Below are 26,629 nucleotides of genomic sequence, written 5' to 3' on the forward strand. Positions count from 1 at the left end.
AGACGACAGGTGACAGAAGCGATCCTCCTGGTCGGTGGCAAGGGCACTCGGCTGCGTCCGCTCACCGTGCACACGCCGAAGCCCATGGTCCCGGCGGCCGGGGTCCCGTTCCTCACGCACCAGTTGGCGAGAGCGAGAGCGGCGGGCGTAGAACACATCGTCCTGGCGACGTCGTATCTGGCCGAGGTCTTCGAGCCGTACTTCGGGGACGGCTCGGCGCTCGGTCTGCACCTGGAGTACGTGACAGAGGAGGAGCCCCTCGGCACGGGCGGCGCGATCCGCAACGTGGCCTCCCGGCTCAACTCCGCGCCCGACGACCCGGTGCTCATCTTCAACGGCGACATCCTGACGGGCCTGGACATCGGGGCCCTGGTCCGTACGCACGAGACGACGGGCGCGGACGTCTCCCTCCACCTCACACAGGTGACGGACCCGAGGGCGTACGGCCTGGTCCCGACGGACGGCACGGGCCGGGTGACGGCGTTCCTGGAGAAGCCGCAGACCCCCGAGGAGATCGTCACCGACCAGATCAACGCGGGGGCGTACGTCTTCCGCCGCTCGGTCATCGACACGATCCCGGCGGGCCGCCCCGTCTCGGTCGAACGCGAGACGTTCCCCGACCTCCTGTCGGCGGGCGCCCACCTCCAGGGCATGGTCGACTCGACGTACTGGCTCGACCTGGGCACCCCCGCGGCCTTCGTCCGCGGCTCGGCGGATCTCGTCCTGGGCCGGGCGCCGTCCCCCGCGGTCCCCGGCCGCTGCGGCGACCGCCTGATCCTCCCCACGGCCAGCGTCGCCCCCGACGCCAAGCTGACCGGCGGCACGGTGGTGGGCGAGGGCGCCTTCGTGGCCGAGGGCGCGCGCGTCTTCGGCAGCACGATCCTCCCCGGCGCCGTCATCGAACCCGGCGCGATCATCACCGACTCCCTCATCGGCACCCGCGCCCGCGTAGGCCAACGCTCGGTCCTCACCGGCACGGTCATCGGCGACGGCGCGGTCATCGGCGCCGACAACGAGCTGAGGGACGGGGTACGGGTGTGGTGCGACGCTCGGATCCCGGCGGGGTCGGTACGTTTCTCGCCGGACCTGTAGGACCGGGCGAGGGGCTCCGCGCCGCACGACGGGGGCGGCGCTCCTTCGAATGATGCCTCTCAGGCGCCGGTCCCGGTATGTCAGCCCGTCCGGCGTTTGAGGACGAGGCCGTTCAGGCCGATGGCGGGGGTCTGGGGGCGGCAGCCCCCAGGGCCGGGGTCGAAGGGGCAGCGCCCCTTCAAGGACGGGAAGGGTAGGGGCGGCTGGGGCGAAAACCCCGGCGCTCCTACAACCGCCCGATGTCCCCCACCGGCATACGCGGAGCCCGCCGCGCCGGCCCCCGCCCGCTCAACAGAATCAACCGAGCCGCCCGATGCCGCTGCCCCGCATACGGCTCCAACAACTCCAGCATCACGGAGTCATCCGCATCCCGATCCCCCGCAAGCGCAAACCCCACGATCCCCGGCAGATGCAGATCCCCCACGGTCACCGCATCCGCCGCCCCATGACTGCGCTGCACAACCTCCGACGACGTCCACGGCCCGATCCCCGGCACGACCTCCAACCGAGCCTGCGCCTGAGCCGGGTCCATCCCCACCGCCTCCTCCAGTCGCGCGGCGACCCGCACGGATCGCAGAATCGTCGAGGCCCGCTTGTTGTCGACCCCGGCCCGATGCCACTCCCAGGACGGAATCATCCGCCAGGTCGCCGCGTCCGGCATGACACACATCCGCCCGGGCGCGGGCCCCGGCGCCGCCACCCCGTACTTCCGGACCAGCACTCGCCACGCCCGATACGCCTCATCGGTCGTGACCTTCTGCTCCAGAATCGACGGAATCAACGACTCCAGCACCAACCCGGTCCGCGTCAACCGCAGCCCCGGCCGCCGATGCCGAGCGAGCGCCACCAGCCGGTGCCGCGGCACGAAGGCGGACGGATCATCGGCGCCCCCGAGCAGCTCGGGCAACTGCTCCAGCAGCCACTCGGCCCCCGGCCCCCAGGCCTCGCCCCGCACCTCGGCACCGCGCACGCCGACCCGCAGCGTCCCGGGCCCGGCAGGCGTGAGACAGGTCCGCCACACCGACCCGTCCGGCATCGCCCGGAACGTCGGATCCCCGGGCCCACGCCGCAGCGGCCCCAACACCAGCCCGAGATCGAGCGGCCCGTCCGGCACCCAGGTGCGCACCCGCCCGGGGGCCGGCGCCTGACGCGGTATCCCGGCGGGCACCGGGACATGCCCGCCGCGCACAGTCGTACGCGTGGACTGCGGAGTGAAGCGTCCTGCCACGAGTGAAGTCCTAAGAAAACCGGTATGGAGAGACCCCTACGAGCGTAGGCGCTGTCCGGCGCGCATCACCGCACCGCGATGAAAGCCCCCGCATCCCGCTCCGCCCGCGGCCGCGGCTCCTCCGCCGGATGCCCGACCGCCACGGCCCCCATCGGATCCCAGTCCTCCGGCAGCCCGAGCACCTCCCGCACCACATCCCGGCAGAACATCGTCGACGACACCCACGCCGACCCCAGCCGCTCCCCGGCCAGCGCGACCAGGAAGTTCTGCACCCCGGCCCCGGTGGCGACGACGAACATCTCCCGCTCGGCGCCGTCCCGCCGTACGTCGCCGTAGGTGTGCGAACCGTCCATGACCAGGCACGGCACCACGAGATACGGCGCGTTGCGCAGCACGTCCCCGCGTCGCACGCGCTTGGCGATGGACGCCTCGCTCTTGCCGTCGCGCCGCAGGTCGGCGATCCAGGCGTCCCGCATCGCGTCGAGCAGCCGTGTCCGCGACTCCTGCGACTCCAGCAACACGAAACGCCACGGTGTGGTGTGGTGCGGCGCCGGTGCCGTGACCGCCGCGGCGACCGCTCTTCGTACGGCCCCGGCGTCGACCGGCTCGTCCGTGAAGGCCCGGACAGTACGGCGCTGGGTCACCGCCTCCCGTACCGCCTCCGACGTGCCCAGCCGGAACATGTCGTCACGCGCGCCGCGCACCAGGGCGCGCGCCCCCTCCCCGTGCTCCTCGGCCACCGTGTGCGCCAGCCCGCGCAGCACGGCCACGGGCAGCCCGGCGGCCTTGCCCTTCACCAGGTCACCGGCGGCGGCGAGTTCGTCGGCGGTCGCCACGAGGGTCGCGCTGAGCGGATTGCCGTGCGCGTCCGTGCCGCCGCGCAGATCGTCGAGTACGCGGATGCCGGCGGCGCCGATCGCCACGTCGGTGAGCCCCGCGCGCCAGGGGCGTCCGAAGGTGTCGGTGACGACGACCCCGACGTCGACGCCGAGGGCGTCCCGCAGCCCGTCCCGGATCGCCCGCGCGGACGTGTCGGGGTCCTCGGGCAGCAACAGCACCGTCCCGGCGGGGGTGTTGGAGGCGTCGACCCCGGCGGCGGCCATCACGAGCCCCTGCCGGTTCTCGACGATGCGCAGGGCGCCGCGACGCGCCACGACCCGTACGGTCTCCGCGTCGATGGCGGCTTCCCGGTCGGTCGCCTCGACGATCCGTCCCTCGGCCTTGGACACGATCTTCGAGGTGACCAAAAGCACGTCGCCGTCGGCGAGACCGGGTTCGGCGGTGGCGATCAGTTTCGCGAGGTCGTCGCCCTGCTGGATCTCGGGAATCCCGGGGACGGCCCAGACGCGGTAGCCGTCGGCAGACACGTAGCTCAAACCGCTCGCACCTCCTCGGCCAGCGTCAGCGCCTCGCGGGCCATCTGCGTGGTCGCGTCGAGGTCGGTCATCATCAGCGGTACGGCCCGGCAGCGGATCCCCGCCGACTCGACCTGCTCCACGGAGCCGGCGTCCACGGTGTCGACGAGCCATCCGTCCAGGAGTCCCGAGCCGTAGTGCTCGGCGACCGCCGAGGCCGTCGACTCCACGCCGACCGCCGCGAGCACCTTGTCGGCCATCCCGCGCACGGGCGCGTCGCCGACGATGGGGGACAGGCCCACGACCGGCACACCGGCGTCGGCGATCGCCTCGCGGATGCCGGGCACGGCGAGGATCGTGCCGACCGAGACGACCGGGTTGGACGGCGGGAAGAGGATGACGTCCGCGTCGGCGATCGCCTCCAGGACACCCGGCGCCGGCTTGGCCTGCTCCGCGCCGACCGGCACGATCGCCTCCGCCGGCACCGAGGCCCGCAGCCGCACCCAGTACTCCTGGAAGTGGACGGCTCTGCGTTCGCCGTCCACCTCGACGGCGACGTGCGTCTCGACGCGGTCGTCGGTCATGGGGATGAGCCTGACTCCCGGCTTCCAGCGGTCGCACAGCGCCTGAGTCACCGCGCTGAGCGGATATCCGGCGCCGATCATCTGCGTCCGCACGATATGCGTGGCGAAGTCCCGATCGCCGAGCCCGAACCACTCCGGCCCGGCGCCGTACGCCGCGAGCTCCTCCTTGAGATGGAAGGTCTCGTCGGCCCGTCCCCAGCCCTGCTCCTCGTTGATGCCGCCGCCCAGCGTGTACATCACCGTGTCGAGGTCGGGGCAGACCTTCAGCCCGAAGAGGTGGATGTCGTCCCCGGTGTTGCCGATGACCGTGACGTCCGCGTCCGGCGCGGCCTGCTTCAGACCGCGCAGGAACCGGGCACCACCGATGCCGCCTGCCAGAACCACAATGTGCATGGGGGCAAGTGTTGCAGGCGGGTACGACAACGTGTCACGCAGTCACGGCACGCGCCTCGCAGGCAGGGGTGGTGTGCATCGGCATCTCGGTCAGCCCCGGGTAGTAGACGTGCAGACTCACCGCCGGCTCCAGCGCGTCGTTCACCACCTCGTGGGCATAGCCCGGCGCGAACACCCGCTGCGCTCCCGCCGTCAACGCGCGTGTGGCGCCCTCTGTGTGTTCGGTGAGCGTGCCGTCCAGGACCGTGAGGACGCCGGAGGACGGGCCGTGGTCGTGCAGGCCGCTGCCCTGTCCGGGGACCCAGGACAGCAGCCACACCTCGTAGCCGGGGCCCGTGCTCAGCCGGTGGTACCAGCGTGTGGTGGCGTCGTACCGGACGAGGTGCTCCCACTGGGAGCGGTCGGCGGCGATGGAGCGGGCCAGGCCGACGAACTCGGCGACGGTGGCCGGGTGCTCGCGCGGTGTCTTGAGGAGGTGCGGGACTTCGAGGATGTCGCCGGCGATCTGGAGGTCGCTGTCGCTGTTCATGGGGTGCGGTGGTTCCTCAGTGAAGGAAGGTCAGAGGGGAACGAGAGCCGAGGAAAGGGTGGCTCGGCCTACAGCTGGAGCAGGTGTGGCTCAACAGCTGGGACAGCAACAGCTACAGCGAGCGCGGGCAGCACCGTGGGACCCGGCGGTGCGGGTCGAGGTGAGTGCCGAGTTCGCGAGCATGCCCACAAGGACATCGGTTCGCACCCTCAGTGTCAACTCGACGCCCGTTATGTGGGACATGTTTCACCTCATCCGGTCCATCTCCGTGGCGAAAGGTTTGTTCATGGGGCGACCGGGACACATGGCGCACAACCGGGCGCGCGGCGTCGTTGTGATCCTGTGATCCGACTGTGATCCGGTTCGCATCCGCGCGTGTGTGCAACGAGATCGAACTTCTGGGCGTCCTTTTCCGTACAGGCTCCGAGCGGGGTTGGACGCCCTCCCGGGCCTCGTCCGCTTGTCAAGGTTTATGACGATTTGAACACTTTCCGCTAGGCCTTGGTTCCGCAGAGTGAATAAGGGGCTCAATAGCAGATCTCGGCTTGACTCGCCCGGAGCAGCACACTTGTAATTTCACTCGTGTCGTTCAGCCGGAATCGGTAACGGCTACATCACGGGGACGCGAAAGACAGACGAGGGGCGCACATGACCGAGCTGGTGCAGCAACTGCTGGTCGACGACGCGGACGAGGAACTCGGCTGGCAGGAGCGCGCGCTGTGCGCCCAGACCGACCCCGAGTCCTTCTTCCCCGAGAAGGGCGGTTCCACCCGCGAGGCCAAGAAGGTCTGCCTCGCCTGTGAAGTCCGCTCCGAGTGCCTTGAATACGCCCTGGCCAACGACGAGCGCTTCGGCATCTGGGGCGGCCTGTCCGAACGGGAGCGCCGCCGGCTGAAGAAGGCCGCCGTCTGAGCGTCGTACCGACCGCCCGACCGACGGTCGTCGCACCCACACAACGCACGCACATACGTCTCGAATACGTTTCGAACGGCCCGTCGCGGGTGGGTTATCCACAGGCGGCGGGCCGCCGTGATGCCCAGCCGATAGTGTGGTCGCTCGTCCGAGACGCCGCACTGCCCCCACGGGGCACGGGCGTCCACCGCAGTCCATCGAACCGGGGCCCGTACCTCGATGTCCGTGCACAGCCACACGGCAGCCCATCACGACGTCGCTGCCACACCTGAGTTCCCGCGTCATGTGGTGACCGCGGTCCTCGTCTCCCACGACGGCGCCCGCTGGCTGCCCGACGTGCTCGCCGGGCTGCTCGGCCAGGAGCGCCCCGTCCAGTTCGCCGTGGCCGCAGACACCGGCAGTGGGGACCACTCCGCCCAGCTGGTCACCGACGCCCTCGGCGCCGACCGCGTACTGCACCTCGCCCGGCGCACCGGCTTCGGCCAGGCCGTCGAGGAGGCCAACCGCACCGCCCCCGTCCTCACCCCGGACGAGCTGGCGTATCTGAAGCGGCCGAGCGGCTGGGACCCCGTCACGCGCAGCTGGCGCGACGACGCCTACGACATGCCCGAACTCCCCCATGGGGAGCCGGTGCAGTGGCTGTGGCTCCTGCACGACGACTGCGCCCCCGAACCCGACGCCCTGGCCCAGCTGCTGCGCGTCGTGGAGAACGAGCACGAGCTGGGCCGCGACGACGTCGCCGTAGTGGGCCCCAAGCTGCGCGGCTGGTACGACCGCCGGCAGCTCCTCGAGGTCGGCGTCACCATCGCCAACTCCGGCCGCCGCTGGACCGGCCTCGACCGCCGCGAACAGGACCAGGGCCAGCACGACCACGTACGGCCCGTACTGTCCGTGTCCACCGCCGGCATGCTGATCCGCCGCGACATCTTCGAACAGCTCGGCGGCTTCGACCGCCGGCTGCCCCTCATGCGTGACGACGTCGACCTGTGCTGGCGCGCCACGGCCGCCGGCCACCGCGTCCTCGTCGCCCCCGAGGCAGTCGTACGACACGCCGAGGCCTCCTCGCGCGAGCGCCGCGCCGTCGACTGCGTGGGCCGCACCGCCGCCTCCCCGCACAAGGTCGACAAGGCGGGCGCCGTCTACACGCTGCTAGTCAACACACGTACGGCCGTGCTGCCCTGGGTGCTGCTGCGCCTCCTGCTCGGCACGGTCCTGCGCACCCTCGCCTACCTCGTGGGCAAGGTCCCCGGGCAGGCCCTCGACGAGATCCGCGGCCTCATGGGCACGCTCCTGCGCCCCGAGCGGATCATCGCCGGGCGGCGCAGGCGCGGGAGTCCCGTCATCGACAAGGGTGAGCTGCGGGCGCTGTTCCCGCCGCCCGGCGCGACCGTGCGGGCCACCGTCGAACAGGCCGCGGGCAGCCTCGTCGGCGGCTCCGATCCCGAGGTGACGTCCGGTGCCGGACGGCACGGCAGCGCGATCGAGTCCGGACCCGGCGGCGACGACGCCGACTTCCTGGAGATAGAGCAGTTCGCCCGCCTCAAGCGCATCGCCCGCAAGCCCGGCCCGGTGCTCTTCCTGGTGCTGCTGTTCGTCTCGCTGATCGCCTGCCGGCAGCTCCTCGGCGGCGGCGCGCTCGCGGGCGGGGCACTGCTGCCCGCTCCGGCGGACTCCGGTGAGCTGTGGTCGCATTACGTGGACGCCTGGCACCCGGTGGGCGCAGGCGGCACCCCGTCCGCGCCGCCGTATCTCGCGATCGTGGCGATGCTCGCCTCGGTGCTGCTGGGATCGACCGGGCTCGCGGTCACCGTCCTGCTCGTCTGCTCGGTGCCGCTGGCCGGCTTCACCGCGTACTTCGCCTCCCGCCCGCTTGTCGAGTCGCGCCTCCTGCGCGCGTGGGGCGCCGTCGTCTACGCCGTCCTGCCCGCCGCCACCGGCGCGCTCGCCGGCGGCCGCATCGGCACCGCCGTCCTCGCCGTCCTGCTGCCGCTCATCGCGCGCGCGGGCATCGCGGCGAGCGGCCTGACGAACGGCTCCGGCGCGCGCGGCAGTTGGCGCGCGACCTGGGCGTACGCACTGCTGCTGACGATCACCACGGCCTTCACGCCGATCGTGTGGCCCATCGCCCTGCTCCTCGGGCTCGGTGTGCTGGCGGTGCGGCGCGCCGACATCACCGCGTACGGCCTGCGCTTCCTGGCCCAGCTCGGCGTGCCCCTGCTGGTCCTCGCGCCCTGGTCGCTGTCGCTGCTTCCGTTCGGCTTCTTCCAGGAGGCCGGCCTGGAGTACGGCTCCTCCGCCGCGTCCGCCCTGGATCTGCTCGGCGCCAGCCCCGGCGGGCCCGGCACGGTCGACGGGCTGATGCTCATCGGCATCGTGCTGGCCGCGCTGGCCGCCCTGATGCGCTCCGAGCGCCAGTTCGGGATCCGGACGGCCTGGGCGGTCGCCCTCGTCGGCCTCGTCTTCGCGGTCCTGTCCAACAGCTCCACCTGGGCCGGCCCCGCGACGCTCGTCTACGGCATCGCCCTCCTGGCCGCCGCCCTGCTCGGCGCCGACGGGGCACGCGCGCGGGTGGCCGAGCAGAGCTTCGGCTGGCGCCAGCCGGTCGCCGCGCTGATCGCCTTCGCCGCGGCCGCGGGCCCGCTGCTCGTCGCCGCCGGCTGGATGATCCGCGGCGCCGACGGGCCCCTTGAGCGGCGCGACCCCGTGCAGGTGCCGGCGTTCGTCGCGGAGGAGAGCGGCACCCGCGACCAGGCCCGCACCCTCGTCCTGGACAGCGAATCCTCCGCCCACGTCGGCTACATGCTCGTCCGTGGCTCCGGCGCCCGCCTCGGCGACGCCGAGCTCGCCGCCGCCGACGGTGAGAACACCAAGCTCGACAAGATCGTCGCCAACCTCGTCGCCGGCTCCGGCGCCGACCAGGCCGACCAGCTCGGCGCGGTCGCCGTGCGTTACGTCCTCGTCCACAAGGGGGCGCCGCGTGAGGTCACGCGCGTGCTGGACGCCACGCCGGGGCTGTCGCGGCTGAGCGAGCAGAACGGCAGTGCGCTGTGGCGGATCGACCGGCAGGTGTCGCGGGCGGCCATCGTCGCCGGGACCGAGTCCGGGTCCGGGGCTGCGGCCGGTGGCGGCTCCGGGGCCGTTGAGCCTCAGCCCGTTGCCGCGGGCCCCGTCGAGATCCACACCACGGTTCCCAGTGGCGCCGAGGGGCGGGTCCTGCGGCTCGCCGACAGTGCCGACGACGGCTGGACGGCCACCCTGGACGGCAAGCCGCTCACCGCGACCACGGTCGACGGCTGGGCCCAGGGCTTCGAACTGCCTGCCGGCGGCGGCAAGCTGGACGTCACCTACGACGACCCGATCGGCCACAGCGCGTGGCTGTGGGCCCAGGGCTTCCTCGCCCTCGTACTCGTCGTGATGGCCCTTCCCGGACGTCGCCGCGACATCGACGACGACCTGCCCGAGGAGCCGGTCGTCCCGGCCGAGGCCATGGCCGGCGAGGGGCGGCGGGCCCGCCGGTTGCGCGCGCAGGCCGAGGCCGACGCCGAAGAGGCAGGTCAGGGAGGCGAGTTCCCCGCTCCCCCGTCGGAGCCGCCAGCTGTGGCGATTCCCCAGCAGCAGTCCTACGGCGAGTGGGACACGCCCGGTTACGCAGGTGCCGAATACGGCAACTACGGCGGGCAGCAGTACCCGGCGGGCGGCGCCTACGACCAGGCGTATCAGGCGGATCCGTATCAGGGCGGCCAGTACGACCCGTACGCGTACGGCGAACAGTCCTCCACGCAGGCGTACGACACGTCGTACGACCAGACGTACCAGCAGGGTTACGACGGCACGTACGACCCGGCGCAGCAGCATCCGCACGGCAGTGAGCGTCCCGACGGGAGCCAGCAGTGAACCGCACCACCCTGTCCCTGATCGCCGGCGTCACCGCTCTCGCCGCCGTCACCGGGCTCGCGGCGCTCACGACGCCGGACGCATCCGGCGCGAACACCGCCAAGGCGGCCGCCGAGCTGCCCGTGGAGCGTACGAGCCTGGTGTGCCCGGCGCCGAGTATCTCGGACCTCGCCGAGACGACGTACAGCTCGTTCACGCCCGTCACGAAGGGGACGGCGAGTGACGGGAGGGCCGAACTGCAGTCCGCGGCGCAGGAGAAGGGCGACGCGGCGGACGGCAAGGGCGAGAAGGGCGAGAAGGGCGACGACGCCGGGAAGGCCGACAAGCCGGTTCTGGAGGGCAAGGAGCCGGGGACGCCGGTCGGTGGTGATGCGTCCGGGGCCGACTCGCCCGCGCTCATCGGAACCGCTGACGGGAAGTTCGCGCCGGGCTGGACCGTGCAGGAGACCACCGAGGTCGCCGCGGGCACGGGGCGTGGTCTGCAGGGCGTCAACTGCACCGCGCCGGACACCGAGTTCTGGTTCCCCGGGGCCAGTACGGCTCCCGACCGCACGGACTACGTGCATCTGACCAACCCCGACGACTCAGCGGCCGTCGTCGACATCGAGCTGTATGGCAAGGACGGTGCGCTCGAGACCACGGTGGGCGAGGGGATCACGGTTCAGCCGCACTCCGGTGAGCCGATTCTGCTGTCGACGCTCACCAGTGAGAAGCAGGACAACGTGACCGTGCATGTGAGTGTGCGCAGCGGTCGGGTGGGGGCCTCGGTGCAGGCGCTGGACGACAAGCTCGGTGGCGACTGGCTGGCGGCGTCCGCAGATCCCGCGGGGTCTCTGGTGCTGCCCGGCATTCCGAAGGACGCCACTTCCGTGCGGCTGGTCGCCTTCACGCCGGGGGACGCCGATGCGGATCTGAAGGTGCGGCTCGCCTCGCCGTCCGGGCTGATCACGCCTGCCGGGAACGAGACGTTGCACGTCAAGGCGGGGATGACCAGTGCGGTGGATCTCGGTGACGTCATGCAGGGTGAGGCGGGGTCGCTGGTGCTGACTCCCACGGATCGGTCGGTGCCGGTTGTTGCGGCGGTGCGGGTGGTCCGTGGCAAGGGGGACAAGCAGGAGACGGCGTTCATCCCGGCGAGCCGGGCGGTGGGCACGCGCGCGACGGCGGTGGACAACCGGGCGAAGGGGACGACGTTGTCCGTGACGGCGCCCTTCGGTGCCGCGGAGGTCAAGGTGACGGCTTCTGCGGGCAGTGAGGGCGGTGCTGCGGCGTCGAAGTCGTACACGGTCAAGTCCGGCACCACTCAGGACGTGGCGGTGCCGGTGCCGAGCGGGCTGAAGGGCACGTACGCGCTGACCGTGGAGTCGGTGTCGGGCGGGCCGGTGTACGCGTCCCGGACGCTGGCGGTCACGGAGGACGGGGTGGCCGGGTTCACCGTGCAGACGTTGCCGGACGATCGGGGAATGGTGGCTGTGCCGGAGGCGGATGAGGACTTGTCGGTCCTGCAGAAGTAGGCCGGCGGGATGCCTGCGGCGGCCTGTGGCTGCTGGGTGGGGGTGCGCGTAGCGCAAACGGTCCGGTCGGTGGGTCGGGGCCGTGCCGGGGGTGTCCGTCCTCGGACCGGCGGTCGCCTTAGGCCAAGAGGTGCTGCGTGTTGACGCCGGCCGCTTAGGGCGGACACCCCCCGGCACGGCCCCTTGCCGCCGTACGCGGGTGCGGCGCCGCGGGGCCACCGGACTGAACAGCGCCGCGTAGCAGCTGTCAGGCGCTTCAGTCCTCGCCGTAGCGGGGGTCCACCGTCTCCGGTGTGAGACCCAGCAGCTCGGCCACCTGTTCCACGACCACTTCGTGGACCAGGGCTGCTCGCTCGTCGCGGCCCTTGGTGCGGATCTCCACCGGGCGGCGGTAGATGACGACCCGTGCCGGGCGGCCCTCGCGGGCGGGGATGGTGCCGCCCAGGGGGACCGCCTCGTCGTTCCAGGCTCGGCCGGGGCCGTCCACGCGGGGGACCTCCAGGACCAGGAAGTCCATGTCGGCCAGCTGGGGCCAGCGGCGTTCGAGGCGTTCCACGGAGTCCTGGACCAGGTCGGCGAAGACGTCGGCGCGGCTCGCGGCGAGGGGGACCTGGGGCGGTGCGATCGGGCCGCGCATGCCCCGACCGTGGCGATCACGGCGGCGGGGCCCGGGGCCGGCGGCACGGGGCGGTACGGGGGTGTCCATCACTGATGAAGGGTAGTCCTCGTGGCCGGTGCCTGTCCGATCTCCATGGGGTGGTGAGGGTGACGTACGGCCGCTCGTACGGCATGTCGGCAGATGACCATTCCAGCCAAGGTTGGGCTTGTTTCCGTATCTCTCCGAGACCGTCGATGTCGAGGTAAATGACGGGATTTGTAGTGAGTGGTGACCGGTTTCAGAGGTGGGCCGGATCTTGGGGTGATGCTTCACTGCAGGTCAGCGAGGTGGGGTGAAAGGGGCGTGTGGGGTGTTTCACAACACGACACGGTGGAGTGAGCCGGAGGAGAGTCGTCGCGGCCCGCTCAAGAGTGCGGTACCGTCCAACGTCGTGAGCCCTGTACGTCGCTGTTCGCGCACCGCTTGCGGCCGTCCCGCCGTCGCGACGCTGACGTACGTCTACGCCGACTCGACCGCGGTCCTCGGCCCGCTCGCCACCTACGCCGAACCCCACTGTTACGACCTGTGCGCCCAGCACTCCGAGCGCCTCACCGCCCCTCGCGGGTGGGAGGTCGTACGGCTGTTGGACAGTTCGGCTCCGGCCCGTCCCAGCGGTGATGACCTGGAAGCGCTTGCCAACGCCGTGCGCGAGGCGGCCCGTCCGCAGGAGCGGGCGGCCCAGGCCGGCGGGGGCGGGGGCCGTGGGGCCGACCCGATGGAGGTCGCGCGGCGTGGGCATCTGCGGGTGCTCCGGTCGCCCGACAACTGACCGTCGGAACAGTCGGATTTCCTGTTTCTCGTGTGCTTGTTTCGTTGAGTGATGCACAAGCATTGACGTGTCGTTGGCGCGGACACGACCATTCCGCATGTCGGAACGAGAAATCGCTTTCCGCATGGCGGAATCCGGGGAGGCGCCCGTGTACGTGCAGGAACTGGAACCCGTCGCCGGCTCGCTCGGCCTGTCCGCGCTCGTGGCGGCCCTGCCGCTGGTGATCGTCCTCGTCCTGCTGGGCGGGGTCCGGATGAAGGCCCACCTGGCGGGGCTCACGGGGCTTCTGGCGGCCGTGCTGGTCGCCTGGCTCGCGTACGGCATGCCGCTCGGTCAGACGCTCTCCAGCGGCGCCCAGGGAGCGCTCTTCGGGCTCTTCCCCATCCTGTGGATCGTCGTCAACGCCCTGTGGGTGTACCGGATGACCGTCCGCACGCGTCATTTCGACATCCTGCGCCGGTCGTTCGGGCGGCTCTCCGACGATCCCCGGATCCAGGCCCTCGTCATCGCCTTCTGCTTCGGTGCCCTGTTGGAGGCCCTGGCCGGGTTCGGCGCGCCCGTCGCGATCTGCGCGGTCATGCTGGTGGCGCTCGGGTTCGATCCAGTGCGCGCGGCGGTCGTCGCGCTCGTCGCCAACACCGCGCCCGTGGCCTTCGGCGCGATGGGAACGCCCGTGGTGACGCTGGCGCAGGTCACCGGACTGCCGCTGGACGACGTGGCTTCCGTGGTGGGACGTCAGACACCCTTGCTGGCCCTGGTCGTTCCGCTCGTGCTGGTCGGGCTCGTGGACGGACGGCGCGGGCTGCGGGACACCTGGGTGCCCGCCCTGGTCTGCGGAATCGCCTTCGCCGTCGCCCAGTTCGCCGCCTCCAACTACGTCTCCGCGCAACTCGCCGACATCGGCGCTGCCTTGGCCGGCGCGGGCGCCCTGGTCGCCGTACCGCACGCGCGTGTGCCCGCCACCGAGGCCGTACGCGCGTCCGTGCTGACCGGGTCGCGGAGCGAGGAGCTGGACGAGGACGATCCGCGGCGCGAGGTCGTACGGGCCTATGCGCCGTACGCGTTGATCGTCGTGATCTTCTCCATCGCGCAGATCCCGGTCGTCAAGGACTGGCTGGCCGAGGCGACCCGGACGTTCGACTGGCCCTTCCTGAACGTCGCCGACCCGGACGGGGATCCGGTCAGCGGCAACGTCTTCAGCTGGCCGATCATGTCCACCGGCGGCACGCTCGTGCTGCTCGCCGGAGTGTGCACGGCGGTCGTGCTGGGGGTGCACGCGCGCGTGGCGGTCAGGGAGTGGGTCGCGACCGTGCACGAGTTGAGGTTCGCCATCCTGACCGTGACGTCCGTGCTGGCGCTCGCCTACGTCATGAACCTCTCCGGGCAGGCGGCCACCATCGGCTACTTCGTGGCGGCGGCCGGCGCCGGGCTCGCCTTCCTGTCGCCGGTGCTGGGCTGGTTCGGGGTGGCCGTGTCCGGATCGGACACCTCGGCCAACGCACTGTTCGGCGCCCTGCAGGTGACGGCGGCCCGCGAGTCGGGGCTGTCGCCGGAACTCCTGGCCGCCGCCAACAGTTCAGGTGGTGTGCTCGGCAAGATGATCTCGCCGCAGAACCTCACCATCGCGTGCGCAGCCGTGGGGCTCGCGGGCCGGGAGGGGGACCTGCTGCGACGCGTGCTGCCGTGGAGTCTGGGCCTGCTGCTGGTGATGTGCCTGATCGTGGTCGGCCAGAGTTCACCGGTGCTGGGCTGGATGCTGCCCTGACCTCCGCGCTGACCTGAGGTTACGGCTGGGAGTCCACTCAGCGGTCACCCAGCGCAGTGTCAGTCCGGGCGGGTAGTTTGGGGTGACCGACAGGACTTTCAGGAGGGTTGGCCGTGGCTGCTGATCTGTCACAGCTCGTGAAGGCGTACGACGTCCGAGGGGTCGTCCCGGACCAGTGGGACGAGTCCCTGGCCGAGCTCTTCGGGGCCGCCTTCGTGCGGGTGACCGGCGCGAGCGCGATCGTGATCGGGCACGACATGCGACCCTCGTCCCCCGGTCTGTCCCGCGCCTTCGCGCGCGGGGCGGCGACCCAGGGCGTCGACGTCACCGAGATCGGTCTGTGCTCCACCGACCAGCTGTACTACGCCTCGGGTGCGCTGAACCTCCCGGGCGCGATGTTCACGGCGTCGCACAACCCGGCCCAGTACAACGGCATCAAGATGTGCCGCGCTGGCGCGGCCCCGGTCGGCCAGGACACCGGCCTCGCGGACATCCGCGAACTGGTCGAGGACTGGTCCGAGTCGGGCGCCCCGGAACCGGCCGCGAAGACGGGAATGATCACGCAGCGGGACACGCTGGAGGACTACGCGGCCCACCTGACCTCCCTCGTGGACCTGACCTCCATCCGCCCCCTGAAGGTCGTCGTCGACGCGGGCAACGGCATGGGGGGTCACACCGTGCCGACCGTGCTCGCGGACCTCCCGCTGGACGTCGTCCCGATGTACTTCGAGCTGGACGGCACATTCCCGAACCACGAGGCGAACCCGCTGGACCCGGCGAACATCGTCGACCTCCAGAAGCGGGTCCGCGAGGAGTCCGCCGACCTGGGCATCGCCTTCGACGGCGACGCCGACCGCTGCTTCGTCGTCGACGAGCGCGGCGCGCCCGTCTCCCCGTCCGCCATCACCGCCCTGGTGGCTTCGCGCGAGCTCGCCAAGCACGGCGGCAAGGGCACGGTCATCCACAACCTGATCACCTCCTGGTCGGTCCCGGAGGTCGTCAAGGAGAACGGCGGCACCCCGGTCCGCACCCGCGTCGGCCACTCCTTCATCAAGGCCGAGATGGCCACGACCGGCGCGATCTTCGGCGGCGAGCACTCCGCCCACTACTACTTCAAGGACTTCTGGAACGCCGACACCGGCATGCTGGCCGCCCTGCACGTCCTCGCGGCCCTAGGTGGCCAGGACGGCCCCCTGTCCGGACTGGTCGCCCAGTACGACCGCTACGCCGGCTCAGGCGAGATCAACTCCACCGTCGCCGACCAGGCGGGCCGCCTGGCGGCCATCAAGTCCGCCTACCAGGCCCGAGAGGGCGTGGAACTCGACGAACTCGACGGCCTTACCGTCACGGCCGCCGACTGGTGGTTCAACGTCCGCCCGTCCAACACGGAGCCGCTGCTCCGCCTGAACGCGGAGGCACGGGACGAGGCGACGATGGCGAAGGTGCGGGACGAGGCGTTGGCGATCATCAGGGGCTGAGGGGGCACGTGGGGGCGAGGGCTGCGCTCCTTCGAATGGTGCCTCTCAGGCGCCGGTCCCGGTATGTCAGCCCGTCCGGCGTTTGAGGACGAGGCCGTTCAGGCCGATGGGGGGTCTGGGGGCGGCAGCCCCCAGGGCCGGGGTCGAAGGGGCGGAGCCCCTTCAAGGACGGGAAGGGTAGGGGCGGCGGGGGCGAAAAACACCCCCGCCAACCCCACCACCGCCCAACCCCGGCACCCCGCCCCCACCGGCGGTACGCTGACCAGGCACATCCGCACACACGCACGTACCGCACCCCACCCGCCCCAGAAGGGACACCTCATGCCGCTGGAAGCCGGCCTCCTGGAGATCCTCGCCTGCCCGGCCTGCCACGCCCCCCTCAAGGAGCAGGAGGCCGAGCTGATCTGCACCGGCCAGGGCTGCGGCCTGGCGTACCCCGTCCGCGACGGCATCCCCGTCCTGCTCGTGGACGAGGCCCGCCGCCCCGCGTAACGGGACGCCACGGCACCGGCGCAAGGGCGCCTGAACGACCGGTCATCGTCCGGGACCAAGCAGCCCCCGCCGTACAGACGTCCGGCCCCGCTGCCCCCGACGCGCACCATCCCGGCCCGGCGCACGGACTCCAGCCACCGGCAAGGAGACCACCGCCGGCGGATGCCGTCACCCGGGCGCCCGGAGCCGAGCCAAGCCCCACGCGGAACCAAGCCCCACCCGGAACCAAGCCCCACCCGGAACCAAGCCCCACCCGGAGCCAAGCCCCGCACTCGGCGCCCCCCCGACCGAGCAAGCCCCCCGACGCACACCCGCGCAAGACCCCCGCCCCAAGAATCCCGGCGATCGGAGGCTGCCGCCCATGCTCGACGAATCGTTGCTGGACACGCCGGAGGCGCTCGCCGAGGCCGACCGCCGTGCCCTGCTGCGCGGCGCGGCCGAAGCAGGCGCCCGTGTCCGTACCGCCGCCCGGCACACAGCCGAGGCCGGCATCAACGACCTCAAACCCGACGGCCGTCCCCGCGCGATCCTCATCGCGGGCCCAGGTGCCGCCGCCATCTGCGTCGCCGACCTGCTCGGCACACTCGCCGGCGCCACCAGCCCCGTCACCCGGCTGGCTCCCGCAGGCGTCGCCCCCGCCGCGGGCGCCCTGCGCTGGGAACTCCCCGGCTGGGCCGGCTCCGTGGACCTGCTGCTGATCGCCACCCCCGACGGCACCGAGCCGGGCCTGTCGCTCCTCGCCGAGCAGGCGTACCGCCGCGGTCTCACGGTCGTCGCAGTGGCCCCCGCAGGCTCCCCGCTCACCGAAGCCGTGCACAACAACCACGGCCTGTTCGTGCCGATGGCGACCGCCCCGTATGAGGAGGGGGAGGAAGAAGTCCTCGCCGCCTCCGCCCCCGGCGTCCTGTGGGCCCTGCTCACCCCGCTGCTGGCGCTCCTCGACCGCACGGGCATCCTCACCGCTCCGCCCGACGCCGTGGAGAAGGTCGCCGACCGCCTCGACCACATCGCCGAACGCTGCGGGCCCGCCATCGCGACCTACAGCAACCCCGCCAAGACCCTGGCCGCGGAACTCGCCGACTCGCTCCCGTTGATCTGGACCGAGGGCGTCTCCGCCGGCCCGGCCGGCCGCCGCTTCGCCGCCGCGCTCGCCGAGCTCTCCGGCCACCCCGCCCTCGTCTCCGAACTGCCCGAAGCACTCGCCGCGCACAGCGCCCTGCTCGCCGGCAGGCTCGCGGCGAACGCCGACCCCGACGACTTCTTCCGCGACCGCGTGGAGGAGACACCGGCCCTGCACGCGCGCGTGGTGCTGCTGCGCGACCGGCCGATCGGCGGCCTCACCGCCGCGCCCGCCGCGCGCGACCTGGCCCTGAGCCATGACACGCCGATCAGCGAACTGGAGCCGGAAACAGGCGGCGAGCTGGAGACCCTCGCGGAACTGATCGCCATCACCGATTTCGCCGCCGTTTACCTGGCGCTCGCTTCGGGAGCCTGATCTGTCCGAGGGGGCCCTGGCAGCCGTACGCCGCAGGAACCGGCAGGCGTACACAAGGCGAACCGGCGTCCACCACGAAGAGAACCCGCGACCAGCAGAGAGCAGGCAGACAACCGCATGGACCGCCTCGACAACACCGTCCGCCCCTACGCCTGGGGTTCCACCACCGCGATCCCCAAGCTCCTCGGGGCCGAGCCGACCGGCGAACCGCAGGCGGAGATGTGGATGGGCGCACACCCAGGCGCACCCTCGCGCACCGAGCGCGGCACGCTGGTCGAGGTCATCGAGGCCGACCCGGAGCGCGAGCTGGGCGAGGCGGCCGTGGCGAAGTTCGGCCCCCGCCTGCCCTTCCTCCTCAAGATCCTCGCCGCCGGCGCCCCGCTCTCCCTCCAGGTGCACCCCAACCTGGAGCAGGCGAAGGAGGGTTACGAGGACGAGGAGCGCCGGCACATCCCGGTGGACGCCGGCCACCGCAACTACAAGGACGCCAACCACAAGCCCGAACTGATCTGCGCGCTCACCGAGTTCGACGGCCTGTGCGGCTTCCGCAACCCCAACGAGGCAGCCGACGCGCTGGACGGCCTCGGCGTCGACTCCCTCAAGCCGTACGTCGACCTGCTGCACGCCCACCCCGAGGACGCGGCCCTGCGCGAGGTGCTCACCGCGATCCTCACCGCCGACCCGGACGAGATGGCCCGCACGGTCGCTGACGCCGCGGCCGCCTGCGCCCGCCTCGGCGGCGACTACGCCCCGTACGCCGACCTCGCCCACCACTACCCCGGCGACCCCGGCGTCATCGCCGCCATGCTCCTCAACCACGTCCGCCTGCAGCCCGGCGAGGCGCTGTTCCTCGGCGCCGGCATCCCGCACGCCTACCTCAGCGGCCTCGGCGTCGAGATCATGGCCAACTCCGACAACGTCCTGCGCTGCGGCCTGACCCCCAAGCACGTCGACGTCCCCGAACTCCTGCGCGTCGTCCGCTTCGAGGCGGGCGACGCGGGCGTGCTGCGCCCCGAGGCCGCCCCGGACGGCGAGGAGGTCTACGAGACCCCGATCGACGAGTTCCGGCTGTCCCGGTACGTCCTCCCGGAGGGCACCACAGCGCACGACCTCACGCGCGCGACCCCGCAGATCCTGCTCTGCACGGCGGGTTCCGTCCGCATCGGCGAGCACGACCTGACGCCCGGTCGGTCCGTCTTCGTACCGGCAGGTGAAAAGGCCGAAGTGTCCGGTGCCGGCACGGTCTTCCGCGCCACGGTCGTCGCCTGACCGAGGGCATCCGAAGACCCGGCGCGCCGTTGTCGGACCGGGCTGCAACAATGGCCCACCGGCAAAGGACGGGCAAAGCCGAACGGGGCCGCGCGCCCCCTCGGCGACGCCCTGAACGGCGTACGGACGTACAGGCGTACAGGCGTATGAAGACGAAGGCGAAGGGACAACGCGACACATGAGCGCGTCAGGCGGTACCAAGGCGATCGTGGCGGCACTCGCCGCCAACCTCGCGATCGCGGCAGCGAAGTTCGTTGCGTTCGCGTTCAGCGGCTCGTCGTCGATGCTCGCTGAAGGCGTGCACTCGCTCGCCGACTCCGGCAACCAGGCCCTCCTGCTGGTCGGCGGCAAGAAGGCCAAGCGCGAGGCGACCCCGCAGCACCCCTTCGGCTACGGCCGCGAGCGCTACATCTACGCCTTCCTCGTCTCGATCATCCTGTTCTCCGTCGGCGGCATGTTCGCCCTCTACGAGGGCTACGAGAAGATCAAGCACCCGCACGACATCGAGCACTGGTACTGGCCGGTCGGCGTTCTCGTCTTCGCGATCATCGCCGAGACCTTCTCCTTCCGTACGGCCATCAAGGAGTCCAACCTCCTGCGGGGCAAGAAGTCCTGGAAGGAGTTCGTCCGCCACGCCAAGGCGCCCGAGCTGCCCGTCGTCCTCCTGGAGGACCTCGGCGCGCTGGTCGGCCTGATCCTCGCCCTGGGCGGCGTCGGCCTGGCCCTGCTCACCGGCGACGGCGTCTGGGACGGCATCGGCACCATCTGCATCGGCGTTCTGCTCGTCCTGATCGCGGTCGTCCTGGCCATCGAAACCAAGTCGCTGCTGCTCGGTGAGGCCGCGGGCGCCGAGGACGAACAGAAGATCGAGGCCGCCATCGTCGACGGCGACGTGGTCACCCGCATCATCCACATGCGCACGCTCCACCTCGGCCCCGAGGAGCTCCTGGTCGCCGCAAAGATCGCCGTCCCGCAGGGCGACACGGGCGCCGAGATCGCCTCCGCCATCAACGCCGCCGAGGCCCGCATCCGCGAGGCGGTCCCGATCGCCCGCGTGATCTACCTCGAGCCCGACATCTACAGCGAGGCCGAGGCAGCCCAGGGCGCCGACCGCGAGGCAGCGCCGGGCGGCCCGACGCCCCAAGGCACCGACCACTGACGTTTCGCAGGACAACGGACGACGGGGCCCGCCGAGTCGCTCGGCGGGCCCCGTCGTCCGTTTCCCGGCTACCCGACCTCGCGCAGCACCCCGAGAACGGCCGACTCGTCCGGCGCGGCCAACAGCCGCTCCCGGAACCCGGCGTCCATCAACTTCCGCGACAGCAGCGACAGAATCCGCAAATGCTCGTCACCCGCGGCCGCCTCCGGTACGGCGATCATGAACACCAGCCTCGCCCTCGTACCGTCCAGCGAGTCCCACTCGACGCCCTCCACGGACCGCGCGAAACCGACAACCGGCGCGGTCACCGCATCGGTCTTCGCATGCGGAATCGCGATCTCCTCACCGAGCCCGGTCGTCCCCTGCGCCTCGCGCCGCAGCGCGGTCGCCACCAGCTCGTCCACGTCCACGACCTTGCCGGTTTCCGCCAGCAGCTCAGCCATCTCACGGATCGCCGACTCCTTGTCGGAGGCGTCGAGCCGCACCTTCACGGTCTGCTCGGTGAGGTGGCCGGAGAGAACCTCGGCAGGGGAATCGTCGGCTTCCGTCTCGTCCGCGGCACCCGTGGACACCGCGGGCGGCCCCGTCGGCGACGGACTCGAGCCGGTCGCCGCCGACTCACGTACGGCAGTCTGCGCCACGACAGCGGCGACGCCGGCGCCCGGCACTCCGGCACCCGCACCGACCAGCGCGGGCTCGAGCCCGGCAGTGCCCGTGCCCGTGCTGACGAGGGCCTCCCCGCGCCTCCTGCGCTCACTGACGTCCACCAGGGCAACCGTCGTCAGCGCGGTGACGACCGTGCCGATCACGACGGCCACGAAGAACATCGGCACGCCACTCACCGCGCCCAGCACCGCCACGATCGGCCCGCCGTGCGGCACCGCGTCCTCGACGCCGGCGACTCCGGCTATCGCACCGGCGACCGCGCCGCCGAGCATGTTGGCCGGGATGACCTGCGCGGGCCGCGCCGCGGCGAACGGGATCGCGCCCTCAGAGATGCCGAAGCAACCCATGAACAGCGCGGCGAGCCCCGTCTCCCGCTCCTGCTCGGTGTACAGCCGCTTGCGTATCAGCGTGGCGAGCCCCTGACCCAACGGCATGACCGGGATCGCGGCCGCGCACATGCCCATGACCGTCTGGTTGCCGGTCGCGATGAGCCCGGCGCCGAACAGGAAAGCCGTCTTGTTGACCGGCCCGCCCATGTCGAACGCGATCATCAGCCCGAGAATCGCGCCGAGCAGGATCGCGCTCGTGCCGGTCATCCCGCTGAGCCAGTCGGTCAGGTTCTCGAACACCCAGGAGATCGGCTTGCCGATGACATAGATGAAGAACAGCCCGAGCGCCGTCGTGGCCACGATCGGGATCACGATGATCGGCATGATCGGCTGCGCGAACTTCGGAACCTTGATCTTCTTGATCCACAACACCAGATACCCGGCGAGGAACCCGGTCACGATCGCCCCGATGAACCCGGCGCCCGCCTTGGAGTCGTACAGCTCGCCGGTGTTGGCGATCCAGCCACCGATCATGCCCGGCACGAGCGCGGGCCGATCCCCGATGGCGTACGCGATGTAACCGGACAGGATCGGCACCATCAGCGTGAAGCCGATGACGCCGATGTTGTTCACGTCCATCCAGAAGGAGTCCTTCGGGATGACCAGACCGCCCGACGGGTCGGTGTGCCCGCCGAGTGAAAGCGAGATCGCGATCAGCAGCCCGCCGACCACGACGAACGGGATCATGTAACTGACCCCGTTCATCAGCGCCTTGTACCCGACGCTCCGCTCCTTGCCACCGCCGGCCCCCGAGGCCGCGGTGACCGCCCCTGCCTCGTGCACGGGCGCCGACAGCACCTGCTCGATCAGCCGCTCGGGGTGGCGTATGCCCTCCGCCACCCCGACCGTGAGGACCCGCTTGCCCGCGAAACGGCTCAGGTCCACGTCCTTGTCCGCGGCGACGATGATGCCGTCCGCGGTGTTGACATCGTTGTCATCGAGAACGTTTTCAGCCCCGATGGATCCCTGCGTCTCCACCTTCATGTCGATGCCGCGGTTCTCGGCAGCCTGCGCGAGCTTTTCCGCCGCCATGTACGTGTGTGCGATGCCGGTCGGGCACGCGGTCACCGCGAGCAGCTTCAACCGCTTCTGCTCGCCGCTTCCGCCGCCCGTGGGGGGAGGGCCGGCCGGACTGGTCATGTCGATCTCCTAACGCCTTTGTCCGTGCGGACCGTCGTCCCGGACCGCCCGCAAGATCGATCAGTTGTTCAGATCTCCCGGGCATCCTGCCCCACCTAGCCGCAGCCTCAAAGGGGTAAAAGTGACGCTTCGCCCTGGTTTGCCGCCACCTGTGCGCCGTTCGTTGGTGTCCTGTTATCGCTCCCGCGCGGCACCTCCCCGCCCACGACCGCTGCCGGCCCCGACCGCCGACCCGTGAACTTGCCGCTGTCCTCCCGCCCCGGGGTGCGCGATGGCGCGATCTGTACGGAGCCGGACGAGACGGATCGGGAACGCCCAGGCCTCCCGCTGTGGCTCCCGGGCGTCCCGGTGTAGCTTGGGACAGAGCCAGACGTCGCTGCTGATGGCGGTCGGGCGGTCCCGACGCGGACCGGCCGAGGGAGAGAGGGCCTCCGACGGACTGCGCTGCGCGTACGCGGGCATGCCTGTGTCCTCTTCGGGCACCCCGGTGTCCGCCGCCGTGCAGACCAGCCGTACCCACCCTCGCCCCAACCCCGAGGAGCAGCTCGTAATGACGACTGTCGAGAACCGACAGGACTTCAAGGTCGCCGACCTCTCCCTGGCCGACTTCGGCCGCAAGGAGATCAACCTCGCCGAGCACGAGATGCCCGGCCTGATGGCGATCCGCAAGGAGTACGCCGAGGCGCAGCCGCTGGCCGGCGCCCGCGTCACCGGCTCCCTGCACATGACCGTGCAGACCGCCGTCCTCATCGAGACCCTGGTCGCCCTGGGCGCCGAGGTCCGCTGGGCGTCCTGCAACATCTTCTCCACCCAGGACCACGCCGCCGCCGCGATCGCCGTCGGCCCGAACGGCACGCCCGACAACCCCCAGGGCATCCCGGTCTTCGCCTGGAAGGGCGAGACCCTGGAGGAGTACTGGTGGTGCACGGAGCAGGCGCTGACCTGGCCGAACACCCCCACCGGCGGCCCGAACATGATCCTGGACGACGGCGGTGACGCCACCCTCCTCGTCCACAAGGGCGTCGAGTACGAGAAGGACGGCAAGGTCCCCTCGGTCGACACCGCCGAGTCCGACGAGCACCGCGTCGTCCTCGAGCTCCTGCACCGCACCATCACGGACGGCTCGCAGAAGTGGACCCAGCTGTCCTCCGAGATCCGCGGCGTGACCGAGGAGACCACGACCGGCGTCCACCGTCTGTACGAGATGCAGCGCGACGGCGTCCTCCTGTTCCCGGCGATCAACGTGAACGACGCCGTCACCAAGTCGAAGTTCGACAACAAGTACGGCTGCCGCCACTCCCTGATCGACGGCATCAACCGCGCCACCGACGTCCTGATCGGCGGCAAGACCGCGGTCGTCTGCGGCTACGGCGACGTGGGCAAGGGCTGCGCGGAGTCCCTGCGCGGCCAGGGCGCCCGCGTGATCATCACCGAGATCGACCCGATCTGCGCCCTGCAGGCGGCGATGGACGGCTACCAGGTCACGACCCTCGACGAGGTCGTCGACAAGGCCGACATCTTCATCACCACGACCGGCAACAAGGACATCATCATGGCCTCGGACATGGCCAAGATGAAGCACCAGGCGATCGTCGGCAACATCGGCCACTTCGACAACGAGATCGACATGACCGGCCTCGCCAAGATCCCGGGCATCGTCAAGGACGAGGTCAAGCCGCAGGTCCACACCTGGACCTTCTCCGACGGCAAGGTGCTGATCGTCCTCTCCGAGGGCCGCCTGCTGAACCTGGGCAACGCCACCGGTCACCCGTCCTTCGTGATGTCCAACTCCTTCGCGGACCAGACGCTGGCCCAGATCGAGCTGTTCACCAAGCCGGACGCCTACCCGACCGGCGTGTACACGCTGCCCAAGCACCTGGACGAGAAGGTCGCCCGCCTGCACCTGGACTCGCTCGGCGTGAAGCTGACGACGCTCCGCCCCGAGCAGGCCTCGTACATCGGCGTCGAGGTCGCGGGCCCCTACAAGCCGGACCACTACCGCTACTGAGCCAGGCCACCGCTGAGCCGCTGCCGAACCGGGTTGCTGCTCAGCCGGCGCCGCGCTCCGTCGGTAGCAGATCCTCCGAGGCAGGCCCCCGCACCCCCGTGCCGGGGGCCTGCCCCTTTGGCCCGTGCGGCCCTTTTCAGCCCGCGCGACCCCCGTGGCCCGCGTGGGCGGACCAGCCCGTCAAGACCCAGGACCCCGATGCCCCGCGGCCGTTATTCGCTCCACGATCCGCACGATCACACCCCTCGCAGAAGAGCACTTCCACTGCGCCCCCGGCCCGTCCGGCTGGCGCTACGTCTCCCAGCTGATCACCCCGGCGGGCGATCACAGCGGCTCCGTCGACCTCGCGCTCGACGAACTCGGCCGCCCCATCCGTCTCGAACTCCATGCCGGTGGCTGGCAGGTACGCGGTGCTGCCATCGACGGCGTCACCTGGGTCCGTACCGACCCCACCGGGGTACAGGCCACGGAAGGCAATGTGCGCGCCCATGCCTTCACCGGGACGTCCCCCGCGTTCCTCATCGCCACCACGCGTCTCCTGCGCCTCACCCCCTCCGCCTCGGCAACCCGCGTACGCCTCCTGGCCTTCACGGACCCGGTCCTCGCCCCCCGCACCGTGGACCAGTCCTGGGCCTTGGTGAACAGAGAAACACACGCCACTGACAACGGCCCTTTGACCGTGGACGAGTACCAGGTCACAGCCCTGGACACCGGCGAGCAGCACGCCGTACACATCACCGGCGACGTGGTCCTCGCGGCACCCGGCATCGAGCTGGAGGACCTGGAATCGCCGCCGTCGACGTTCGCTTGAGCGACGGTCCCCGGCCTGGGAGGAGCTAGGCCGGCGGGGCGAAGCCCGTGGAGGGTCGGTCGTCCACCGGCGCCGGCGGCTGCTGTACTTCGTCATGCGGCGCCGAGGAACGCTCCCCTTCCACGCCATACGGGGAAGGCGGAGGCACCGCAGCGGCTGCCGTCGGCACAACCGGGGGACCGTACGCGCCGGCCCCACCAGCCCCAGCCCCCGCATCACTCACAGTGGGTGCATTACCCCCGAACGACCCGTGGCTGAAGGCCCGCCGTGCCTCCCGCGCCTGCCGCTCCTGCAGAACAGCCGCCAGATACGCCGCCGGCGGAACACCCTGCGGCGCCGGCGTGCCGGTGCGAGCCGCGAGGTCCGTGGCCAGCTGCTCCGCCATGCTCCAGCCGACCTGCGGGTCGAGTTGCTGCATCCGCGTCAGATACTGACGAATGGCGAGCCACAGACCATCAGGAACCGCCGACAGATCAAGCCCCGAGAACCGCCCGGCCAGCCACGGCGGAGGGGGCGGCACGAATCCCGTCCGCGCGAGGGGCACCCGCTCCCGCACGACGAGAGTGCCGGCGAAGACATCACCGAGCCGTCGCCCGCGCGCGGACACCAGCGACGCGATGACAGCGACGACACCGAGCGTCATCAGAATCTCGATCACGCCTATGAGGCCACGCACCAGCGCGTGCCGGAACCGGATCGGCCCACCGTCGTCACGTACGACCCTCAAGCCGCACGCCAGCTTCCCGAGCGAGCGCCCATGGCTGAGCGTCTCGACCGCGATCGGCCCGCCGACCAGCAGCAGAACGAACATCGCGATCGACAGCGCGGTCTGCGCCGCCTCGTCCAGGGAAGCGGTGGCAGCCACAACGCCGATGGTCACGACGATGTAGGCGATCACAGCCACGGCCAGATCAAGCAGCACGGCCAAGGCCCTGCTGGGCAGCTTCGCGGGGCGCAACTCCAGCGCCACCGCCTCGCCCGTCACCAGCTCACTCACGCCGTACTTCCTTCCCCTGACCTGCCCTTGGA

General features: G+C 71.2%; 19 protein-coding genes and 1 pseudogene. 13 read left to right on the forward strand and 7 right to left on the reverse strand.

Annotated features, from left to right (window positions below):
* Positions 1-9: 9 nt before the first annotated feature.
* Positions 10-1,092 (forward strand): NDP-sugar synthase, encoded by a 1,083-nt coding sequence (locus OHO27_RS25015; RefSeq protein WP_328427227.1) that lies wholly within the window; start codon positions 10-12, stop codon positions 1,090-1,092.
* 226 nt (positions 1,093-1,318) lie between these two features.
* Here OHO27_RS25015 and OHO27_RS25020 read toward each other — a convergent pair whose 3' ends face one another.
* From OHO27_RS25020 to OHO27_RS25035, 4 genes are all read right to left on the reverse strand, one after another.
* Complete coding sequence (locus tag OHO27_RS25020; RefSeq protein ID WP_328427228.1) at positions 1,319-2,320, reverse strand: DNA-3-methyladenine glycosylase family protein; 1,002 nt, start codon at positions 2,318-2,320, stop codon at positions 1,319-1,321.
* Between the two features lie 65 nt (positions 2,321-2,385).
* Entirely contained in the window at positions 2,386-3,696 is a 1,311-nt protein-coding gene (locus OHO27_RS25025; RefSeq protein WP_443059587.1) for a coenzyme F420-0:L-glutamate ligase, read from the reverse strand.
* The gene (gene cofD, locus OHO27_RS25030; protein WP_328427229.1) at positions 3,693-4,652 is read right to left on the reverse strand and encodes a 2-phospho-L-lactate transferase; all 960 of its coding nucleotides are present in this window, start codon (positions 4,650-4,652) and stop codon (positions 3,693-3,695) included. Before cofD ends, OHO27_RS25025 begins: the two co-directional genes overlap by 4 nt.
* A 34-nt stretch (positions 4,653-4,686) precedes the next feature.
* Entirely contained in the window at positions 4,687-5,181 is a 495-nt protein-coding gene (locus OHO27_RS25035) for a cysteine dioxygenase (RefSeq protein ID WP_328427230.1), read from the reverse strand.
* 648 nt (positions 5,182-5,829) lie between these two features.
* Between OHO27_RS25035 and OHO27_RS25040 the strand changes: the two genes are divergently transcribed.
* From OHO27_RS25040 to OHO27_RS25050, 3 genes are all read left to right on the forward strand, one after another.
* A complete protein-coding gene (locus OHO27_RS25040; RefSeq protein WP_003975777.1) occupies positions 5,830-6,093 on the forward strand; it encodes a WhiB family transcriptional regulator in 264 nt (87 codons plus the stop codon).
* A gap of 219 nt (positions 6,094-6,312) precedes the next feature.
* Entirely contained in the window at positions 6,313-9,987 is a 3,675-nt protein-coding gene (locus OHO27_RS25045; RefSeq protein WP_328427231.1) for a glycosyltransferase family 2 protein, read from the forward strand.
* Positions 9,984-11,501, forward strand: a complete 1,518-nt coding sequence (locus OHO27_RS25050; protein ID WP_328427232.1) for a DUF5719 family protein — start codon at positions 9,984-9,986, stop codon at positions 11,499-11,501. Before OHO27_RS25045 ends, OHO27_RS25050 begins: the two co-directional genes overlap by 4 nt.
* A 256-nt stretch (positions 11,502-11,757) precedes the next feature.
* Here the strand turns inward: OHO27_RS25050 and OHO27_RS25055 are convergent, their stop codons facing one another.
* Positions 11,758-12,207, reverse strand: a complete 450-nt coding sequence (locus OHO27_RS25055; RefSeq protein ID WP_328427233.1) for a metallopeptidase family protein — start codon at positions 12,205-12,207, stop codon at positions 11,758-11,760.
* A 343-nt stretch (positions 12,208-12,550) separates the two neighbouring features.
* Here OHO27_RS25055 and OHO27_RS25060 point away from each other — a divergent pair, with 343 nt between their 5' ends.
* From OHO27_RS25060 to OHO27_RS25090, 7 genes are all read left to right on the forward strand, one after another.
* Entirely contained in the window at positions 12,551-12,928 is a 378-nt protein-coding gene (locus tag OHO27_RS25060) for a DUF3499 domain-containing protein (RefSeq protein ID WP_328427234.1), read from the forward strand.
* A gap of 148 nt (positions 12,929-13,076) precedes the next feature.
* A complete protein-coding gene (locus tag OHO27_RS25065) occupies positions 13,077-14,693 on the forward strand; it encodes an L-lactate permease (RefSeq protein WP_328430538.1) in 1,617 nt (538 codons plus the stop codon).
* 113 nt (positions 14,694-14,806) lie between these two features.
* A complete protein-coding gene (locus OHO27_RS25070; protein WP_328427235.1) occupies positions 14,807-16,171 on the forward strand; it encodes a phosphomannomutase/phosphoglucomutase in 1,365 nt (454 codons plus the stop codon).
* Positions 16,172-16,492: 321 nt separating this feature from the next.
* Positions 16,493-16,663, forward strand: a complete 171-nt coding sequence (locus OHO27_RS25075) for a Trm112 family protein (RefSeq protein ID WP_328427236.1) — start codon at positions 16,493-16,495, stop codon at positions 16,661-16,663.
* A gap of 361 nt (positions 16,664-17,024) precedes the next feature.
* Positions 17,025-18,158 (forward strand): SIS domain-containing protein, encoded by a 1,134-nt coding sequence (locus tag OHO27_RS25080; protein WP_328427237.1) that lies wholly within the window; start codon positions 17,025-17,027, stop codon positions 18,156-18,158.
* Between the two features lie 117 nt (positions 18,159-18,275).
* Positions 18,276-19,427, forward strand: coding sequence for a mannose-6-phosphate isomerase, class I (manA, locus tag OHO27_RS25085; RefSeq protein WP_328427238.1), 1,152 nt, complete (start codon positions 18,276-18,278; stop codon positions 19,425-19,427).
* Positions 19,428-19,605: 178 nt separating this feature from the next.
* On the forward strand, positions 19,606-20,586 hold the full coding sequence (locus OHO27_RS25090; RefSeq protein ID WP_328427239.1) for a cation diffusion facilitator family transporter: 981 nt from the start codon (positions 19,606-19,608) through the stop codon (positions 20,584-20,586).
* Between the two features lie 68 nt (positions 20,587-20,654).
* On the opposite strand, the gene OHO27_RS25095 is transcribed toward OHO27_RS25090, so the two are convergent.
* Positions 20,655-22,781, reverse strand: coding sequence for a fructose-specific PTS transporter subunit EIIC (locus tag OHO27_RS25095; protein ID WP_328427240.1), 2,127 nt, complete (start codon positions 22,779-22,781; stop codon positions 20,655-20,657).
* A 550-nt stretch (positions 22,782-23,331) separates the two neighbouring features.
* Here OHO27_RS25095 and ahcY point away from each other — a divergent pair.
* Entirely contained in the window at positions 23,332-24,789 is a 1,458-nt protein-coding gene (ahcY, locus tag OHO27_RS25100; protein WP_328430539.1) for an adenosylhomocysteinase, read from the forward strand.
* A gap of 198 nt (positions 24,790-24,987) precedes the next feature.
* Positions 24,988-25,600, forward strand: a pseudogene (locus tag OHO27_RS25105) (hypothetical protein).
* Positions 25,601-25,625: 25 nt separating this feature from the next.
* Here the strand turns inward: OHO27_RS25105 and OHO27_RS25110 are convergent.
* Positions 25,626-26,597: an RDD family protein gene (locus tag OHO27_RS25110; RefSeq protein ID WP_328427241.1), complete on the reverse strand. Its 972-nt coding sequence runs from the start codon at positions 26,595-26,597 to the stop codon at positions 25,626-25,628.
* Positions 26,598-26,629: the final 32 nt, after the last annotated feature.

The organism is Streptomyces sp. NBC_00443 (assembly GCF_036014175.1).
Lineage (GTDB): Bacteria > Actinomycetota > Actinomycetes > Streptomycetales > Streptomycetaceae > Streptomyces.

What these genes read in the sequence shown, in the direction of transcription:
- cofD (WP_328427229.1), bottom strand. Translation starts at nt 4,652, where the DNA reads ATGCACATTGTGGTTCTGGCAGGCGGCATCGGTGGTGCCCGGTTCCTG.
- OHO27_RS25035 (WP_328427230.1), bottom strand. Translation starts at nt 5,181, where the DNA reads ATGAACAGCGACAGCGACCTCCAGATCGCCGGCGACATCCTCGAAGTC.
- OHO27_RS25040 (WP_003975777.1), top strand. Translation starts at nt 5,830, where the DNA reads ATGACCGAGCTGGTGCAGCAACTGCTGGTCGACGACGCGGACGAGGAA.
- OHO27_RS25045 (WP_328427231.1), top strand. Translation starts at nt 6,313, where the DNA reads ATGTCCGTGCACAGCCACACGGCAGCCCATCACGACGTCGCTGCCACA.
- OHO27_RS25055 (WP_328427233.1), bottom strand. Translation starts at nt 12,207, where the DNA reads ATGGACACCCCCGTACCGCCCCGTGCCGCCGGCCCCGGGCCCCGCCGC.
- OHO27_RS25075 (WP_328427236.1), top strand. Translation starts at nt 16,493, where the DNA reads ATGCCGCTGGAAGCCGGCCTCCTGGAGATCCTCGCCTGCCCGGCCTGC.
- OHO27_RS25080 (WP_328427237.1), top strand. Translation starts at nt 17,025, where the DNA reads ATGCTCGACGAATCGTTGCTGGACACGCCGGAGGCGCTCGCCGAGGCC.
- manA (WP_328427238.1), top strand. Translation starts at nt 18,276, where the DNA reads ATGGACCGCCTCGACAACACCGTCCGCCCCTACGCCTGGGGTTCCACC.
- OHO27_RS25090 (WP_328427239.1), top strand. Translation starts at nt 19,606, where the DNA reads ATGAGCGCGTCAGGCGGTACCAAGGCGATCGTGGCGGCACTCGCCGCC.
- OHO27_RS25095 (WP_328427240.1), bottom strand. Translation starts at nt 22,781, where the DNA reads ATGACCAGTCCGGCCGGCCCTCCCCCCACGGGCGGCGGAAGCGGCGAG.
- ahcY (WP_328430539.1), top strand. Translation starts at nt 23,332, where the DNA reads ATGACGACTGTCGAGAACCGACAGGACTTCAAGGTCGCCGACCTCTCC.